Here is a 17,787-nt window from a genome sequence, read left to right as displayed (position 1 = left end):
CCGTCGCTCCTCAGCAGTCCAGTGGGTTGATCTTGTCGGGGTTGATGCCGAAGGTCTTGAGTGCATCAGTCAGCACCTTGGGCTTCAGCTTGCCTTCTTCCACCAGCGCGCTCAGCGCGGTATAGGCCACCCAGTGGCGATCGACCTCAAAGAACTCACGCAGTTTGCGGCGGCTGTCGCTACGGCCGAAGCCATCGGTGCCAAGCACCTTGTAAGTGCCCGGAACCCATTCGCGGATCTGGTCGGCGAACAGCTTCATGTAATCGGTCGACGCGATAACCGGGCCGCTGCGTTTTTCCAGACACTGCTCAACAAAGGTCAGTTTTTTCTTGCGCGTGGGGTGCAGGCGGTTGTCACGCTCAACAGCCAGACCGTCGCGGCGCAACTCGTTAAAGCTGGTGACACTCCAGATGTCGGCGGTAACGTCAAAGTCGTCCTTGAGGATCTTCGCCGCCTCGCGCACCTCGCGCAGAATGGTGCCGCTGCCCATCAGCTGTACATGCAGCTCGCCCGGCTTGCCGGTGGAGTCGAGCAGGTACATGCCGCGCATGATGCCGTCCTGCACCTCTTTGCCCTTGGGCATAGCGGGTTGCTCGTAGGCTTCATTCATCACGGTCAGGTAGTAGTAGACGTTTTCCTGCTCTTCCATCATGCGCCGCGCGCCTTCGCGAATGATTACCGCCAGCTCGTAGCCGTAGGTCGGGTCGTAGCTGCGGCAGTTGGGGATGGTGCTGGCCAGAATGTGGCTGTGCCCGTCTTCGTGCTGCAGACCCTCGCCATTCAGTGTGGTGCGACCGGCCGTGCCGCCGATCAGGAAGCCCTTGGCGCGGCTGTCGCCAGCGGCCCAGGCCAGATCACCAATACGCTGGAAGCCGAACATCGAGTAAAAAATGTAGAACGGCAGCATCGGTTGGTTGTGCGTGCTGTACGCGGTACCGGCGGCTATCCAGCTCGACATGGCGCCCGCTTCGTTGATGCCTTCCTCGAGAATCTGGCCCTTCTTGTCCTCGCGGTAGAACATCACCTGATTCTTGTCGACAGGCTCATACAGTTGGCCGACGGAGGAATAGATGCCGAGCTGGCGGAACATGCCCTCCATGCCGAAGGTGCGCGCCTCGTCGGGCACGATAGGCACGATGCGCGGGCCCAGCTCCTTGTCCTTCACCAGTTGCGAGATGATCCGCACGAAGGCCATGGTGGTGGAAATCTCGCGATCACCGCTGCCATCCAGAATGGCTTTCAAGGTATCCAGTGGTGGCACCGGCACGCGGGCGCTTTCGACCCGGCGCTGGGGCATGTAGCCGCCGAGCGCTTCGCGGCGCGAGTGCAGGTATTTGTACTCGGCGCTGCCTTCTTCTGGTTTGTAGAAAGGTAGTTTTTCCAGCTCGTCATCGTTGACCGGAATGTCGAAGCGATCGCGGAATTTCTTCAAGCTGTCGATATCGACTTTCTTAGTGTTGTGCGCAGTGTTCTGGCCTTGGCCAGCACCGGTGCCGTAGCCCTTGATGGTCTTGGCCAGAATCACGCTTGGCTGACCTTCGTGGTGCACGGCGTCGTGGTAGGCGGCGTACACCTTGTAGGGATCATGGCCGCCGCGGTTGAGCTTCCAGATCTCTTCGTCGGAGAGGTCTTTGACCATCTCCTGCAGCTCGGGACGGGTGCCGAAGAAGTGCTCGCGCACATAGGCGCCATCGTTGGCCTTGTAGTTCTGGTAGTCGCCGTCGACCGCCTCCTCCATGCGCTGTTGCAGCAGGCCGTTGTCATCCTTGGCAAACAGCGGGTCCCACATGCGGCCCCAGATCACCTTGATCACGTTCCAATCGGCGCCGCGGAAGCTGCCTTCCAGTTCCTGAATGATCTTGCCGTTACCGCGTACCGGGCCATCGAGGCGTTGCAGGTTGCAGTTGATGACGAAGATCAGGTTGTCGAGTTTCTCGCGGCCGGCCAGCGCGATGGCACCGAGCGACTCCGGCTCGTCGGTCTCACCGTCACCAACAAAACACCAGACCTTCTGTTTACCAGGCTCGATAAAGCCACGGTGCTCCAGGTACTTCATGAAGCGCGCTTGATAGATGGCCTGGATCGGACCCAGGCCCATGGACACGGTCGGGAACTGCCAGAAATGGGGCATCAGCCAGGGGTGCGGATAAGAGGACAAGCCCTTGCCGTCGACCTCTTGACGGAAATTGTCCATCTGTTCTTCACTGATGCGCCCTTCCATGAAGGCGCGGGCATAAATGCCGGGGGAGGCGTGGCCCTGGAAGAACACCAAATCGCCACCGTGCTCTTCGGTCGGCGCCTTGAAAAAGTAGTTGAAGCCAATGTCATACAGGGTGGCGCTGGAGGCGAAGGTGGAAATATGGCCACCCAGGTCCGGGTCTTGCTGGTTGGTACGCATCACCATGGCCAGCGCGTTCCAGCGCACCATCGAGCGGATGCGGCGTTCCATGAACAGGTCGCCGGGCATGCGGGCTTCGTGGGTTACCGGGATGGTGTTGCGGTAAGGCGTGGTGATGGCGTAGGGCAGGGGGGTGCCGGTGCGGCTGGCTAACTCGCCCAGGCGCGTCATCAGATAGTGCGCGCGATCTTCACCTTCGTTGTCGAGTACGGATTCCAGGGCATCGAGCCATTCCTGGGTTTCGAGCGGATCGATATCATCTTGCTTCATTGTGGTCTCCAGACCTTGTGGGTCCTGCAAGTGCCGGAAGGCGCCAGCCTGCCCCAGTCTTGATGAACTGTCGGCAGATGATGCGCAGCTTTCGCTAACACCTGTGGGTGTTGTGACACGGGTTGACTGATATTGTTCTTGTAGTTTTACTACAAAAAAGCGGGTTTATCTACCCTCCCATGGTCTTATATGTAGCTTTGCTACATTGTGACCGCGCAGTTCCCGCTGTCTGTGCTTTCCTGTCGCGTATCGCCATGGCAAGCTGCCGTTTCGGTTTTTGTACAGGATAGACCATGGCCATTTCTCTGCCGTTACTGCCGGATTTGCTGCGCCCCTCCCTGGAACACCACTTGGCACAGTGGCGTGCCGCGCTTGAAGCCGCCGGACTGGCAGAGCGCGCTGACGAGCTGGGCGCCGAGTTTGAACAGCAGTTGCCCCAAGTGCTGGCCGGCAGCGATTACGTCGCTGAGCAATTGCGCCGCGATCCTCAGCTGGCCTGGCAGCTGCAGGAGGAGCAACGTCTGCAACGACCTCTGCAGGAGGGTGAAATGCGGCGTCTGCTTCAGCAGGCGCTCGCAGGGCTGGCGAGTGAAGAGGAATTGGCGCAGCGCCTGCGGCGCTTTCGCCAGGCGCAGCAGGTGCGCATCATCTGGCGTGATCTGACGCGGCAGGCGCCACTCGCCGAAACCACGCGTGACCTGTCCGACATGGCGGATGCCTGCATTGACGAGGCCTATCAATGGCTCTATGTACAAACCTGCGCCTCGCTGGGCGAGCCACGCAGTGCCGCTGGCAAACCGCAGCATATGGTGGTGCTGGGCATGGGCAAATTGGGCGCCTTTGAGCTCAATCTGTCCTCCGACATTGATTTGATCTTCGCCTATCCCGAACCCGGCGAAACCCAAGGTGGTCGCCGCAGCCTGTCCAACCAGGAGTTTTTTATCCGGGTCGGGCAGAAGCTGATCAAGGCGCTGGACGCGCACACGGTCGATGGCTTTGTTTTTCGCGTAGACATGCGCCTGCGCCCCTACGGCGACAGCGGCGCGCTGGTGTTCAGCTTTGATGCGCTGGAGCAGTATTACCAGAGCCAGGGGCGTGACTGGGAGCGTTACGCGATGATCAAGGCGCGGGTAGTGGCTGGCGATCAGGCAGCCGGTGCCGAGCTGCAAGCCATGCTCAAACCCTTCGTATATCGACGTTATCTGGACTTTGCCGCTATCGATGCGCTGCGCAGCCTGAAGCAGATGATTCAACGCGAGGTGCAGCGCAAAGGCCTGCAGGACAACGTCAAGCTGGGCTCCGGCGGTATCCGCGAGGTGGAGTTCATCGGGCAAGCATTCCAGTTGATTCACGGTGGGCGCGACCGAGCGTTGCAGCAGCGGCCAATTCTGAGCGTACTGCAAACCCTGGCGGCGAATGATTATTTGCCCGGTGCGGCAGTAGAAGAGCTCACTGCGGCTTATTGTTTTTTGCGTGACACCGAACACGCGCTGCAGGCCGTGGATGACCGCCAAACGCAAATGCTGCCGACCGATACGCAGGGCCAGGCGCGTATTGCCTTTATGCTGGGCTTCGCCGACTGGGCAGGGTTTCGGCAGCGTTTGGATCAAGAGCGCGCAACCGTCGCACGGCATTTTGCCGGCGTGATTGCCGATCCTGATGAGGATGAAGCCGAACCGGCAGCGCCGCATTCTGACTGGCTGCCCCTGTGGGAAGGCACGCTGGACGAGGCCCAGGCACTGGAACAACTGAGAGCCGCTGGTTTTACCGACGCCGTTGCTGCCTGGCGCCGGCTCGGCTCGCTGCAGGCCTCTGGTCGCGTAAAGGCGATGCAGCGGGTCGGGCGTGAACGGCTCGATGGCTTCATGCCGCGGCTGTTGGCGATGGCCTGTGAACAGGACAATGCCGATCTGGCGCTGGAACGGGTGCTGCCGCTGATTGAAGCCGTTGCGCGTCGCTCGGCTTATCTGGTGCTGCTGACCGAGAACCCCGGGGCCTTGCGTGAGCTATTGGTGCTGTGTGCCGCCAGTCCCTGGATTGCCGAACAGATCACCCGCTATCCGGTTGTACTGGATGAGCTGCTCAACGCCGGGCGTTTGTATCGTCCGCCGGAGCCGGACGAGCTGGCCGACGAGCTGCGTCAGCAACTGCTGCGCATCCCTGAGGACGACCTGGAACAGCAGATGGAAACCCTGCGCTACTTCAAGCGCGCCCATGTTCTGCGGGTGGCGGCGTCGGAGATTGGCGGCACGCTGCCGTTGATGAAGGTCAGCGATTATCTGACCTGGATTGCCGAGGCGATTCTGCAACAGGTGCTCAAGCTGGCCTGGCGTGAAATGGTGTCGCGGCATGGTCAGCCAGCACGGGCCGATGGTTCGCGCTGCGAGCTGGACTTTATCGTGGTGGGCTACGGCAAGGTGGGTGGCATCGAGCTGGGGCATGGCTCGGATCTGGATCTGGTGTTTATCCACGATGGCGATCCGCATTCGGAGACCGACGGTGCCCGAGCCATCGAAGGCAGCAAATTCTTTACCCGCCTGGGGCAGCGCATCATTCATATGCTCAACACCCAGACCGTGTCGGGCGCATTGTACGAAGTTGATATGCGCCTGCGCCCCTCCGGTGACTCGGGTCTGCTGGTCAGCTCGCTGGCCTCCTTTGCGCGTTACCAGCGCGAGGAGGCCTGGACCTGGGAGCACCAGGCGTTGGTTCGCGCGCGCTCGCTGGCGGGTTGTTCAAGGCTGACCGAGGGCTTTGCGGCGCTGCGCGCCGAGGTGCTGGGAGCGCAGCGTGACGAGTCAGCGCTGGCGCGTGAGGTGACAGGCATGCGGCAAAAAATGCGCGATAACCTGGGCACCTCGGCGACCGCTGCGGGCACTACCGCCGATGCCTTTACCGCTGAGCGCCTGTTTGACCTCAAGCAGGATGCCGGAGGTATCGTTGATATCGAATTTATGGTGCAATATGCGGTTCTGGCCTGGTCGTGCCGGTACCCCGAATTACTACGCTTCACCGATAACATCAGGATTCTTGATGAGCTGCACAACGCCGGCCTGATCGCCGGCGAAGACGTACATCGCCTGCAGGAGGCTTACAAGGCCTACCGGGCGGCGGCTCATCGCCTGGCCTTGCAAAAGCAGCCGGGCAAAGTAAGCGGCGACCAGTTTCATGATTTCCGTCATGGAGTCATCAAGCTATGGCAGCAGATGCTGCCGACCCCAGAGCCTGACCCCGCTGCGTGAGGGGCAGGCGTGCTGGAGCGCTCAGGCAGAACCAAGAACGCAAGACTGACAGAATAGAGAATATGGAGCTGGCTGCTATGTCGATGGCCGATCGTGATGGTGTTATCTGGTTTGATGGTGAAATGATCCCCTGGCGTGACGCCAACGTGCACGTGCTGACGCACTCGCTGCACTACGGTATGGGCGTATTTGAAGGTGTCCGTGCCTACAACACCCCGGACGGTACGGCGATTTTCCGCCTGCAGGCGCACACCGATCGCCTGTTTGATTCCGCCCACATCATGGGCATGAAGATTCCGTTCACCAAAGAGCAGCTGAACGAAGCGCAGCGCGCCGTGGTACGTGAAAACGGCCTAGAAACCGCCTACATCCGGCCGCTGGTGTTTTACGGCTCCGAAGGCATGGGTATCCGCGCCGATAACCTCAAGGTGCACGTTGTGATCGCTGCCTGGCACTGGGGCGCTTACATGGGCGAAGAAGCGCTGGAGCGTGGCATCAAGATTCGCACCAGTTCCTTCACTCGCCACCACGTCAACATCACCATGACCCGTGCCAAGGCCAGCGGTGCCTACATGAACTCCATGCTGGCGCTGCAGGAAGCAGTTTCTGCCGGTGCTGACGAGGCGCTGCTGCTGGACCCGGAAGGCTACGTGGCCGAAGGCTCCGGCGAGAACGTGTTTATCGTCAAGAACGGCACCATTTACACGCCGGAAGTGACCGCCTGCCTGAACGGCATTACCCGTGCCACTGTGCTGGCGCTGGCTGCGCAGTTTGGTGTGCCGATTGTCGAGAAGCGCATTACCCGCGATGAGGTTTATATCGCGGACGAAGCTTTCTTTACCGGCACAGCCGCCGAAGTCACGCCGATTCGCGAGCTGGATGGTCGTCAGATCGGTGAGGGTCGCCGCGGTCCGATTACCGAGAAGCTGCAAAAGGCCTATTTTGACCTGGTGACCGGTCAGACGGGCGAACACGCCGACTGGCGGACGCTGGTCAAGTAAGCAGCAAGTTGCAAGCCACAAGCGGCAAGCTGTCGGGAGCGACTTTTTGCCGCCTTGTTTGGGTTTCTTGCAGCTTGCAGCTTGAGGCTTGCCGCTTATGAATATTCTAATTGTGGGTCCGAGCTGGGTAGGCGACATGGTGATGGCGCAGACCCTGTTTGTGTGCCTGAAACAGCAGCACGGCGAGGCGTGTCAGATCGACGTGCTGGCGCCGGACTGGAGCCGCCCGATTCTCGAGCGCATGCCGCAGGTGCGGCAAGCGCTGAGTTTGCCGTTGGGCCATGGTTCACTGGAGCTGGCAACGCGCCGGCGTATTGGCCGCGAGCTGGCCGGACAGTATGACCAGGCGATCCTGCTACCCAATTCGCTAAAGTCGGCCTTGGTGCCGTTTTTTGCTGGTATCCCGGTACGCACCGGTTGGCGCGGTGAAATGCGTTACGGGCTGCTGAATGACCTGCGGGTGCTCGACAAGGAGCGTTATCCGCTGATGATCGAGCGCTTCATGGCATTGGCCTATCCGCTCGAAGCAGAACTCCCGAAGCCTTATCCCAAACCTGCCTTGCGGATAGAAGACAGCTCGCGCGCGGCAGCGCTGTCGCGCTTTTCTCTTGAACTCGATCGCCCCGTGCTGGCGCTGTGCCCCGGTGCCGAGTTCGGTGAAGCCAAGCGTTGGCCGAGCGAGCATTACGCCAAGGTAGCGGAAGAGAAAATCCGCGAGGGCTGGCAGGTCTGGTTGTTCGGCTCGAAGAACGACCACGCCGTGGGCGAGCAGATTCGCGCGCGACTGATTCCCGGCCTGCGTGAGGAGGCGGTCAACCTGTCTGGTGAGACCAGCCTGGCTGAAGCGATAGACCTGCTCTCCTGCGCCGCCGCCGTGGTGAGCAATGACTCGGGTCTGATGCATGTGGCTGCTGCGCTGAACCGGCCGCTGGTGGCGATTTATGGTTCTACCTCGCCAGGCTTTACCCCGCCGCTGGCCGATCAGGTGGCCACCGTGCGGCTGGGCCTCGAGTGCAGCCCCTGCTTTGATCGCACCTGCCGCTTTGGCCACTACAACTGTCTGCGCGACCTGCCTCCGGCGCAAGTAATCAGCGCGCTGGAATCGTTGGTTGGCGAGGCCTTGTCTGACCCGCAGGGTAATTAGCCGATGCGCGTGTTGGTGATCAAGACCACCTCGCTCGGCGATGTGATTCATACGCTGCCGGCGATCACCGATGCTGCTCGCGCGCTGCCGGGTATTCGCTTTGACTGGGTGGTCGAGGAAGGCTTTGCCGAAATTCCCGCCTGGCACCCGGCGGTTGATCGTGTGATTCCGGTGGCTGTGCGGCGCTGGCGCAAAAACCTCTGGCAAACACTGCGTGGCGGTGAGTGGCGCGCGTTCAAACAGCGGATCAGTGAAACCCGGTATGACCTGGTGATCGACGCGCAGGGTCTGCTAAAAAGCGCCTGGCTCAGCCGTTACGCCCGCGGCCCAGTTGCCGGGCTGGACCGGGAATCGGCACGTGAGCCGCTGGCCAGTCGGCTCTATCAGCAGCCAATCAATGTGCCCTGGGGTCAGCATGCCGTCGAGCGCACGCGGCAACTGTTCGCCCGGGCGCTCGACTATAGCGTCCCGGAGGGGCTGGGCGATTACGGACTGGCGCTAGCGCAGGAAGTGCAGGCGCAAGAGCAGCCCTACGTGGTTTTTTTGCACGGCACTACCTGGGTGACCAAGCATTGGCCTGAGCGCTACTGGCGGGAGCTGGCTGAGCGTGTCAGCGCTACTGGTGTGCAGGTCAAGCTACCCTGGGGTAACACGGCGGAGCAATCCCGCGCCCAGCGCATCGCTCAGGGGCTGCAAGGGGTGCAGGTGCTGCCCAAGTTACCTTTGGCCGGTGTGGCTCGCGTGTTGTCGGCAGCGCAGGCCTGCGTTGCGGTGGATACTGGGCTGGGGCATTTGGCTGCTGCGCTGGATGTGCCGACGCTGTCATTGTTCGGCCCAACCAATCCTGGTTTTACCGGTGCCTATGGCCACGCCCAGCGGCATTTGGCCAGCGATTTTGCCTGTGCGCCCTGTTTGCGCAAAACCTGCAACTATCAGCCTACGCCTGGTGACGCCCAGCAATTCGACCTGAGTACGGAGCAGCCGCTATGCTTCACCCGGTTGGCGCCTGATGTGGTTATGGCTCAACTGCACACCCTAATCTCCGCAACGAGAGCTGACTGATGCAACTGGCCTTTGTGCTGTACAAGTACTTTCCGTTTGGCGGGTTGCAGCGTGACTTCATGCGTATTGCCCAGGTGTGCCAGGCTCGCGGGCACGCCATCCGTGTTTACACCATGATCTGGGAAGGTGAGGTTCCGCCGGGATTCGAGGTGATAGTTGCCCCGGTCAAGGCGCTGAGCAATCACAAGCGCAACGAACGCTTTACCGCCTGGGTGCAGGCTGACTTGGCCAAGCGCCCGGTGGATCGTCTGGTTGGTTTCAACAAGATGCCAGGGCTGGATGTGTATTACGCTGCCGATCCCTGTTTTGAAGACAAGGCCCAGACCCTGCGCAATCCGCTATATCGCCATTTCAGCCGCTACCGGCATTTTGCCGAGTATGAACGCGCGGTCTTCTCGCCGGCGGTGGGCACCGACATTCTGATGATCTCCGACGTACAGCTGCCGTTGTTTACCAAGCATTACCGCACCCCGCTGGATCGTTTTCATATGCTGCCGCCGGGCATCTCGCCGGACCGCCGCGCGCCGGCCAACGCCGCTGAAGTGCGCGCCGCCTTTCGTCAGGAATTCAAGGTGGCTGACGACGAATTGCTATTGGTACAGATTGGCTCCGGCTTCATTACCAAAGGGTTGGATCGCTCGATTCGCGCGCTGGCCGCGCTGCCCGCTGATATGCGCAGCCGTACGCGCCTGATGGTGGTTGGTCAGGATGATGCGGGCAGCTTTCAGCGTCTGGCACGCTCGCTTGGTGTGGCCGAACGGGTCCAGTTTCTCAAGGGCCGCAGTGATGTGCCGCGCTTCCTGCTGGGGGCTGATCTGCTCATTCACCCGGCCTACAATGAAAATACCGGCACCGTGTTGCTTGAAGCGCTGGTGGCCGGTCTGCCGGTGCTGGTGACCGATGTCTGCGGCTATGCGCACTACATTGAAGAGGCCGACTGCGGCCTGGTGGTACCGTCACCTTTCACGCAGACCACACTGAACAAGATGCTCGCCGACATGCTGAATAACCCGCAGCTGCGCCAAGACTGGAAAACCAACGCCCTGCGTTTCGCCGACCAGGCTGATCTGTACAGCCTGCCGGAGAGGGCAGCCGACGTCATTTTGGGAGCGGCTGCGTGACCTTGGCACTGAAAGAGCCCTTCGCCACCCTATGGGCCGGACGCGACCCCTTTGTTGAGGTAGAGCGCCTTGACGGCGAGGTGTTCCGCGAGCTGGAAGCGCGTCGTACCTTGCGCACCGAGGTGGCAGGCAAAGGCTACTTTGTAAAAATTCACCGCGGCGTCGGCTGGGGCGAAATCGTCAAGAACTGGACCACGCTGAAAGCGCCCGTGCTGGGCGCGGGGCAGGAGTGGCAGGCGATCGCAGCGCTGCAGCAGGCCGGCGTGCCGACCATGACGGCGGTGGCCTTTGGTGAGCGCGGCCGTAATCCTGCTGCGCAGCACTCGTTCATCATCACCGAGGAGCTGGCGCCGACCATCAGCCTGGAAGATTACAGCATGGACTGGCTCAGTCAGCCGCCGGAGCCAGCGCTGAAGCGCGCCCTGATCGAGCGCGTGGCGCAGATGACCGGGCAAATGCACCGTGCCGGCGTCAACCACCGCGATTGCTACATCTGTCACTTTCTGCTGCATACCGATCAGGAGATCAGTGCGCAGTCGGTCAGCCTGTCTCTGATTGATCTGCATCGCGCGCAGATCCGCAACAAGGTGCCGCTGCGCTGGCGCAACAAGGACCTGGCCGGGCTTTATTTCTCCGCATTGAATATTGGCCTTACCCGCAGCGACAAACTGCGCTTTCTGCGGACTTATTTTGCGCTGCCGCTGCGGGACATTCTGCGTCAGGAAGCACCGTTGTTGCGCGCGCTCGAGCGCAAGGCCGCGAAACTCCAGACGCGCTTTGCGCGCAAGTACGCGCCCGGCGCCGAGTCATGAAACGCTGGACACTCAACCCCGAATACGCGACCGGGGACAGCGGGCGGCTATTTGCCGATATGGACTCGGTGTTCGCACTGCAAGGGGAGCAGATCACCAGCGACCCGATCAGCAGCGTGCACAAGGTGTGGGTGCGTGATCGCTTCTATTACGTCAAGCGTTATACCGGCGCTGGGAAGAATCTACGCCGGTATATTGGCCGCTCGCGAATTCAGGCTGAATGGGAAAATCTGCTGCGGTTTCAAGCGTGGGGTATTCCTACCGCGCCGGTGGTTGCCTTTGGTTCAGAGCGGCATGGCGGTGCCTTCGTGCGAGGCGCGCTGATTACAGAAGAGTTGCGTGCGACCCGTGATCTGGCCAGTCTGGCCAGGCAGGATGATTCTCGCCTCAGTGATGGCGCATGGGTTAAACATGTTGCCAGGCAGGTAGCCTGGGCTACCCGCATGATGCATGATCAGGGCTTCACCCATAACGACTTGAAGTGGCGCAACATTCTGGTCGACGAGCGCGCTCTGGCCAAAGTGTATTTTATCGACTGTCCGGCCGGCACCTTCTGGCGTGGACCTATGCTGCAGTACCGCATTACCAAGGATCTAGCGTGCCTGGACAAACTGGCCAAGCAAAAGCTCAGTCGCGCGCAGCGGCTGAGGTTCTATAAAACCTACCTGGGGCGCTCGGGGTTAACGTCGCAGGACAAAAAACGCATTGCGTCCATCGTGTCCTTTTTTGAGGGTAGAGAATGAGTAGTTTGCCCTTCGTGGCAGTGAACGCGCACGAGGTGCTTGCGCGTCATGGCGTCAACAGTTTTGCCGCATTATGGGCGCTTGAGCTGGATGCGGTCGACGCGCCGAATACCGGCCGTGGCGGCTGGAGTAGCGTGCACCGGCTGGAACTCGAGGATGGAAACGGCGACCTGCAATGTTTTTACCTCAAGCGGCAGGACAACCATTGCACGCGTACACTACGGGCGCCTTTTGGCGAGCCGACCTTTGCCCGCGAGTTTCGTGCGGTTCAGCAGTATGCAAAGCTGGGTATACCCGCGTTGGAGGCCGCTTTCTTTGCTCGGCGTACGGTCGATGGCCGGCAGCAAGCGGTATTGCTGACCCGCGCGTTGGATGAATACGCACCGCTGGATGAGTGGTTTGAACGTTGGCCTAGTCTGGCACCTGCCGAGATACGCACCCTGGCGCAAGCTGCAGGAGCGCTGGTCAGAGCGTTGCACAATGCTGGTGTTATCCATAATTGCCTGTACCCCAAACACATTTTTCTCAAGTTGCACGGTGACGGTGCTGGCGCGCGTCTGATCGACCTGGAAAAGACACGCAGTGCCTGGTTCGGGCAGCGCGACTTTATCCGCGACCTGGAAACCTTGAGCCGGCGCAGTGCGGCGCCGACACGAACCCAGCGGCTGCGCTTTTTGCTGGCCTACTGTGGGCAGCAGCGTATGAATGCACAGAGCAAGGCATTGGTACGACAGCTATTGGCGCGCCAGGCCGGCAAGGAAGCCAAGCGATGACGCTGACCGCCCAGCTGCAAGAGGCGGGTCGCGCGCCGGCCCTACCGATGCGAATTCCGCTGAGCGGCGGTGGCTCAGTAACGGTGGATCAGTGGCTGCGGGTATTGCCCGGCAAGCGGTTGGTGGCGCGGGCGATGCAGGATGATACACCGGTGCTGCTCAAGCTGTTTATCGGCGCTGGTGCAGACCGTCATTGCGCGCGTGAGCGCTTGGGTCTTAGCGCACTGGCGCAGCAGGGCGTGGCCACCCCCAAGCTGCTGGCCGAGGGCGAAGTTGAAGGTAGCGGCCGCTACCTGATAACCGAGTTCTTGTCCGCTGCACAAACGTTGCAGCAGGCATGGGAAGCCCTGCCTGGTCGTGAGCCGGGCCAGGCTGAGGCAATGGGGCTGCTGGGCAAGGCCTTGGCGGTCATTGCCGAGCTGCACAGCAAGGGGCTGGCGCAAACCGATCTGCACCTTGGTAACTTCTTGCTGCAGAGCGAACAGCTATTTGTTATCGATGGTGATGCCGTTGAGGCATTGTCACCCGGCCGGCCACTGACCGCAGAGCAGGCGCAGCAAAATCTGGCGATCTTCTTTGCGCAGCTGAAGCCCGAGTGGGATGCGTTTACCGAGCTTTTGTTGATCACTTATCTGCAGCATAACCCGCTGGCGTTGAATCCCGATAAACTGGCAGCCTCCATTGCGCGCGTGCGCAGGCAGCGTCAGGACGACTACCTTGGCAAGTCGCTGCGCGATTGCACCCTGTTTTCCGTACAGCGCAGCTGGCAATGCTTTACCGCTGTGGTGCGCTCAGAGAGCGAGCGCATGCGCGGCTTGCTCGGTGACCCGGATAGCTACTTCGGCGCGCAGCCGCTGCTCAAGGACGGTGGTAGTAGCACGGTCGCCAAGGTTGCGCTGGGGGACGGCTCAGTCGTCATCAAACGCTACAATATCAAAGGGTTGATGCATTGGCTGAAACGCTTTTGGCGTCCCAGTCGGGCTTGGCACTCGTGGCAGGCGGCGCATCGCCTGGCGTTCCTGGGTGTCGCTACTCCGGCGCCCCTGGCAATGATCGAGCGACGTTTTGGCCCTTTGCGCCGTGAGGCCTGGCTGATTAACGAATACTGCGCAGGCGATCATCTGTTCAGCGTCCTGGGTGAAAGTGGTGAGATGGAGCCTGACGAAACAACGGGCCCTGCCTTGCTCAAGGTTTTTCAACAGCTGGTGGCTGCGCGTATCAGCCATGGCGACTGTAAAGCTACCAACCTGCTGTGGCTGGACGGCGAGGTGCTGCTGATTGATCTCGATGCTATGCAGCAGCACCAGAGCCCAAGCCAATGGCAACAGGCCTGGGCCAGGGACCGTGCCCGTTTTATCCGTAACTGGCCGCAGGGCAGCCCGCTTGCGAACTGGTTGGAACAACACCTGCCGGTTGTCGCAGCGAAAACTGATTAGATAAACAAGAGGAATACCGTGGGACTGACGATACTTGGCCTTTCAGGCGCCCTGAGCCACGACCCGTCTGCAGCGCTGTACATTGACGGAAAACTCATCGCAGCGGTAGAGGAAGAGCGCTTTGTGCGTGACAAGCATGCAAAGAATCGCATGCCCTACGAGTCCGCCAAGTTCTGCCTGGAGCAGGCGGGCATCACGCCTGCGCAAGTGGATATAGTCACCATCCCCTTCGCGCCCATAAGCCTGTTCGGCAGCAAGGCGCGCTGGCATTACGCCAAGCGTTACTGGTACGCGCCGGACCGTTCACTGGACGCTCTCCTGACTGGCAATCGCCGCTTCAAGCGGTACCGCAAAAAAATTCTATGGTGCCTGGAGCAGCTGGGATTTGATGCGAAAAAGGTTCGTCTGGAGCCGGTGGAGCATCACCTGGCCCACGCTTCGAGTGCCTATCACTGCTCCGGATTCACCGAGAAGACCGCGATCATGGGCATCGATGGCAAGGGTGAGTATGCAACCACTTTCTTTGGCTACGGCGAGAACGGCAAGATCCACAAGATCAAGGAGTTCTATGATCCGGATTCGCTCGGTGGTCTGTATGGTGCACTGACCGAATACCTGGGTTTTGAGATGCTCGATGGCGAATTCAAGGTCATGGGCATGGCGCCATATGGCGACGCCGCCAAATACGACTTCTCACGGCTGGCCAAATTCGAGAAGGGTGAACTGATCATCAATACCGATTACGCCAACGTGATCGGTTTCCGCCGTTACAAGGATAAAGGCAAGGGCTATTACTTCTCGCCCAAGCTGATCGAATGGCTGGGACCCAAACGCGAAGGCGATATCGCCGATGACCCCTACGTGCACTACGCCGCCAGCATGCAGGCGCTGTTTGAAAAGCTCGCGCTGGAAATGATGGACTACTATCTGGGCGACATTCTGCGCGAAACCGGTCGCCTTGCGTTTGCCGGTGGCTGCGCGCTCAACGTCAAACTCAACCAGCGAATCATTGCGCGGCCCGAGGTCAAGGAGCTGTTTGTGCAGCCGGCTTCAGGTGATGCCGGCACGGCAGTGGGAGCGGCGTCCTATATCTCGGTGCAGAACGGCGTCCCGGTCGAGAAGATGGAACACGTCTACCTCGGGCCGGCCTACAGCAACGAAGACATCATTGCCGCCTGTGTGCGCCACCCGAACAAGCCCGAATGGGAAAAGATCGACGATGTGCCGCAGGAAATTGCCAAGGTGCTGGTCGAGGGCAATCCGGTTGCCTGGTTCCAGGGGCGCATGGAATTTGGTCCCCGCGCGCTGGGCGGCCGCTCCATCATCGGCTGCCCCAGCGTCAAGGGCGTGGCAGATCGCATCAATGAGCAGATCAAGTTCCGCGAGCGCTGGCGTCCATTCTGCCCGTCCATGCTTGATACGGTGGCGGAGAAGATGCTGAGTGTTGACCACCCATCGCCCTTCATGACCTTTACCTTTGACGTCAACGATGAATGGAAACGGCGGGTTCATGAAGTGGTGCACGAGGATGGCACGGCGCGCGCACAGGTGCTGAAGCGCGAGTACAACCCGCGTTATTACGACCTGATGAAGGAGTTGGAAGCCATGACCGGTAATGGTGTAGTGCTCAATACCTCGCTCAACCGTCGTGGTGAGCCCATGGTGTGCTCACCGAAGGACGCGCTTGATATGTTCTTTGGCTCGGATCTGCAGTTTTTGATTATGGAAGATATTTTGGTGGTCAAAAGGAGTTCGCCGGATTGAATTCGCTGCTCGGTTATCGACGTGACATTGATGGGCTACGAGCCATCGCGGTATTACCCGTGGTGCTGTTTCATCTCGGCGTGGCGCCTTTCTCCGGCGGTTTCGTCGGCGTGGATGTTTTCTTCGTTATTTCGGGCTTTCTGATCACCAGTATTGTCTACCGTGAGCAGCAGGCCGGTACGTTCAGTTACGCCAGGTTCTATGAGCGCCGGATTCGGCGTTTGTTTCCCGCGTTGGCGGTCATGTTGCTCGTTACCGGTGCGGTCGCCTGGTTTGTGCTTTTGCCTGAGGACTACAAGCTGTTCAGCGAAGCGCAAGGGCTATCGGTCCTGTTTCTGGCCAATATCCACTTTTGGAACAAGACCGATTACTTCAACGATGCTGTCGCCAATATCCCGCTGTTACACACCTGGTCATTGTCGGTAGAGGAACAGTTTTATCTGCTTTTTCCGCCGCTGTTGCTGTTGCTTGTTAAGCGTTGCCCCAAGCGGGTAAACCTGGCGCTATTCGGGTTGGCAGCGCTGTCGTTGCTGGCGGCGCAAAAAGCACTTTCCTCCGTACCGGAAAGTGCTTTTTATCTGGTTCACCTGCGTGCCTGGGAGCTGCTGGCTGGTGCGTTGCTGGCGACTGGAGCGGTGCGTCCTATAGCGGGGCGGTGGCTGCGTGAAAGTTGCGCTTTTTTCGGGTTAGGGCTTATTGCTGGCAGCGTCTTTTTGTTGGACAAGCAAACGGCATTCCCGGGATTGTCTGCCGTGCCAGCGGTGTTGGGGGCTGCCCTGATAATTCATGCCGGTGCCTCTGGTAGCACGCTGGTTGGCCGCCTGCTAGGAGTTAAAGCCCTAGTCTTCCTTGGGCTTATCTCCTACTCACTTTACCTTTGGCATTGGCCGCTTTTTGTCTTTGCCGGCTACTACCAGATAGAGCCGCTGGGAGCAGTTGAAAAGCTGGGCCTGTTTATTCTGGCCTGTCTGCTCGGATGGCTTTCTTGGCGCTATGTAGAGTCGCCTTTCCGTCGAGCAGGTGAGCTTGGTGAGCGTAGACGGTTTTTTCGGCGGACGGGTTGGGTCGCAGGTGCGCTTATCTTAATTTCCTTGCCCGGAACGATTAGCAAGGGCGCGGCTTTTCGGTTGCCTGACGCGGTAGCTGAGATATCAGCAGTCGAAGAAGAGAGTATTCCTTTTCGGCGGCCATGCTTCGGGCTTTCCGTGGATGATGTTGATAACGAGCGCAATCTCTGTGTGCTGGGTGATGAGGGCGACACCGACTTTCTTCTCTGGGGAGACTCCCATGCACTTTCTCTTGCTCATGGCTATGACTTGGCGGCGAAAAAGCTAGGGTTGTCCGGGCGGTTTCTTGCGCGCTCTGAATGTCCTCCGGCGTTGGGTAGTCGTGAGTATCGCTCGTCCAAGGTCTCTTGCGGTGGTTTTAACGAAGGGGTGGTGCGCTACCTGGAGCGTCACCCGGAGGTAAAACAGGTTGTTCTGGTTGGGGTCTGGTCAAGCTATTTTGCGAGCGACGCTGGATCTGACCCCGATGAAACCAGCTTTTCAAGCGGTTTGGTACGTACTGTGAGCTATTTGAGCGAGACTCGCCGAAGCGTGGCATTGGTCGAGCAAGTGCCGCTGATTGACTACAGTGTGCCGCAAACGTTGGCCAGGGTCGCCTGGTATGGACGGGAGCTCGACGTCCGTCCTCTGCGGGAGCAATATGAGGTGAGAATGGAGCAGTCGCAGAGGGTGTTCGACTCCTTAGCCGAGCAGTACGCGCTCCAACGAATCAATCTTGCCGACGCCTTGTGTGACGCCGAGCACTGCAATGTAGAGTTTGCCGGTCGCCCTTTGTACCGTGACACGAACCACCTGAGTAAGTGGGGGGCTACCATGGTTGTTCCTCGGCTGGTGGAGGCATTGAAAGCCAATGTGTTGAGTCGCGAGGAAAGTGAGTGACCATAGTCAGCGAAACTGACTGTTTCTCCATACTTGCTCACAGATTTTTTGGGTGGGACGCGAGCAGGCTCATTC

12 protein-coding genes are annotated in these 17,787 nt (G+C 59.8%); 11 read left to right on the top strand and 1 reads right to left on the bottom strand.

From position 1 onward, the window contains the following. Positions 1-10 precede the first annotated feature (10 nt). Entirely contained in the window at positions 11-2,668 is a 2,658-nt protein-coding gene (gene aceE / locus BLU26_RS07675; protein ID WP_092285400.1) for a pyruvate dehydrogenase (acetyl-transferring), homodimeric type, read from the bottom strand. Positions 2,669-2,967: 299 nt separating this feature from the next. Between aceE and glnE the strand changes: the two genes are divergently transcribed. From glnE to BLU26_RS07620, 11 genes are all read left to right on the top strand, one after another. Further along, positions 2,968-5,910 (top strand): bifunctional [glutamate--ammonia ligase]-adenylyl-L-tyrosine phosphorylase/[glutamate--ammonia-ligase] adenylyltransferase, encoded by a 2,943-nt coding sequence (glnE, locus tag BLU26_RS07670; RefSeq protein WP_407920348.1) that lies wholly within the window; start codon positions 2,968-2,970, stop codon positions 5,908-5,910. Between the two features lie 77 nt (positions 5,911-5,987). After that, positions 5,988-6,911, top strand: coding sequence for a branched-chain amino acid transaminase (locus tag BLU26_RS07665; protein WP_092285396.1), 924 nt, complete (start codon positions 5,988-5,990; stop codon positions 6,909-6,911). Positions 6,912-7,008: 97 nt separating this feature from the next. Further along, positions 7,009-8,055: a lipopolysaccharide heptosyltransferase II gene (waaF, locus tag BLU26_RS07660; RefSeq protein WP_092285394.1), complete on the top strand. Its 1,047-nt coding sequence runs from the start codon at positions 7,009-7,011 to the stop codon at positions 8,053-8,055. A gap of 3 nt (positions 8,056-8,058) precedes the next feature. After that, entirely contained in the window at positions 8,059-9,117 is a 1,059-nt protein-coding gene (gene waaC, locus BLU26_RS07655; protein WP_092285392.1) for a lipopolysaccharide heptosyltransferase I, read from the top strand. After that, positions 9,117-10,238, top strand: a complete 1,122-nt coding sequence (locus BLU26_RS07650; RefSeq protein ID WP_092285390.1) for a glycosyltransferase family 4 protein — start codon at positions 9,117-9,119, stop codon at positions 10,236-10,238. Before waaC ends, BLU26_RS07650 begins: the two co-directional genes overlap by 1 nt. Further along, positions 10,235-11,050: a lipopolysaccharide core heptose(I) kinase RfaP gene (rfaP, locus tag BLU26_RS07645; protein WP_092285388.1), complete on the top strand. Its 816-nt coding sequence runs from the start codon at positions 10,235-10,237 to the stop codon at positions 11,048-11,050. Before BLU26_RS07650 ends, rfaP begins: the two co-directional genes overlap by 4 nt. After that, positions 11,047-11,793, top strand: coding sequence for a lipopolysaccharide kinase InaA family protein (locus tag BLU26_RS07640; RefSeq protein WP_092285386.1), 747 nt, complete (start codon positions 11,047-11,049; stop codon positions 11,791-11,793). The genes rfaP and BLU26_RS07640 overlap by 4 nt, the downstream gene beginning before the upstream one ends. After that, a complete protein-coding gene (locus BLU26_RS07635) occupies positions 11,790-12,566 on the top strand; it encodes a lipopolysaccharide kinase InaA family protein (protein ID WP_092285384.1) in 777 nt (258 codons plus the stop codon). Before BLU26_RS07640 ends, BLU26_RS07635 begins: the two co-directional genes overlap by 4 nt. After that, positions 12,563-14,002: a lipopolysaccharide kinase InaA family protein gene (locus BLU26_RS07630; protein WP_092285382.1), complete on the top strand. Its 1,440-nt coding sequence runs from the start codon at positions 12,563-12,565 to the stop codon at positions 14,000-14,002. Before BLU26_RS07635 ends, BLU26_RS07630 begins: the two co-directional genes overlap by 4 nt. An 18-nt stretch (positions 14,003-14,020) precedes the next feature. Further along, complete coding sequence (locus tag BLU26_RS07625; RefSeq protein WP_092285380.1) at positions 14,021-15,766, top strand: carbamoyltransferase family protein; 1,746 nt, start codon at positions 14,021-14,023, stop codon at positions 15,764-15,766. Next, a complete protein-coding gene (locus BLU26_RS07620) occupies positions 15,763-17,712 on the top strand; it encodes an acyltransferase family protein (protein ID WP_092285378.1) in 1,950 nt (649 codons plus the stop codon). Before BLU26_RS07625 ends, BLU26_RS07620 begins: the two co-directional genes overlap by 4 nt. The last annotated feature ends 75 nt before the right edge of the window (positions 17,713-17,787 follow it).

This window comes from Halopseudomonas sabulinigri (genome assembly GCF_900105255.1).
Taxonomy (GTDB): Bacteria; Pseudomonadota; Gammaproteobacteria; order Pseudomonadales; family Pseudomonadaceae; genus Halopseudomonas; species Halopseudomonas sabulinigri.
The sequence above is the reverse complement of the archived record's forward strand: the minus strand, read 5'-3'. Positions and strand labels throughout refer to the sequence as shown.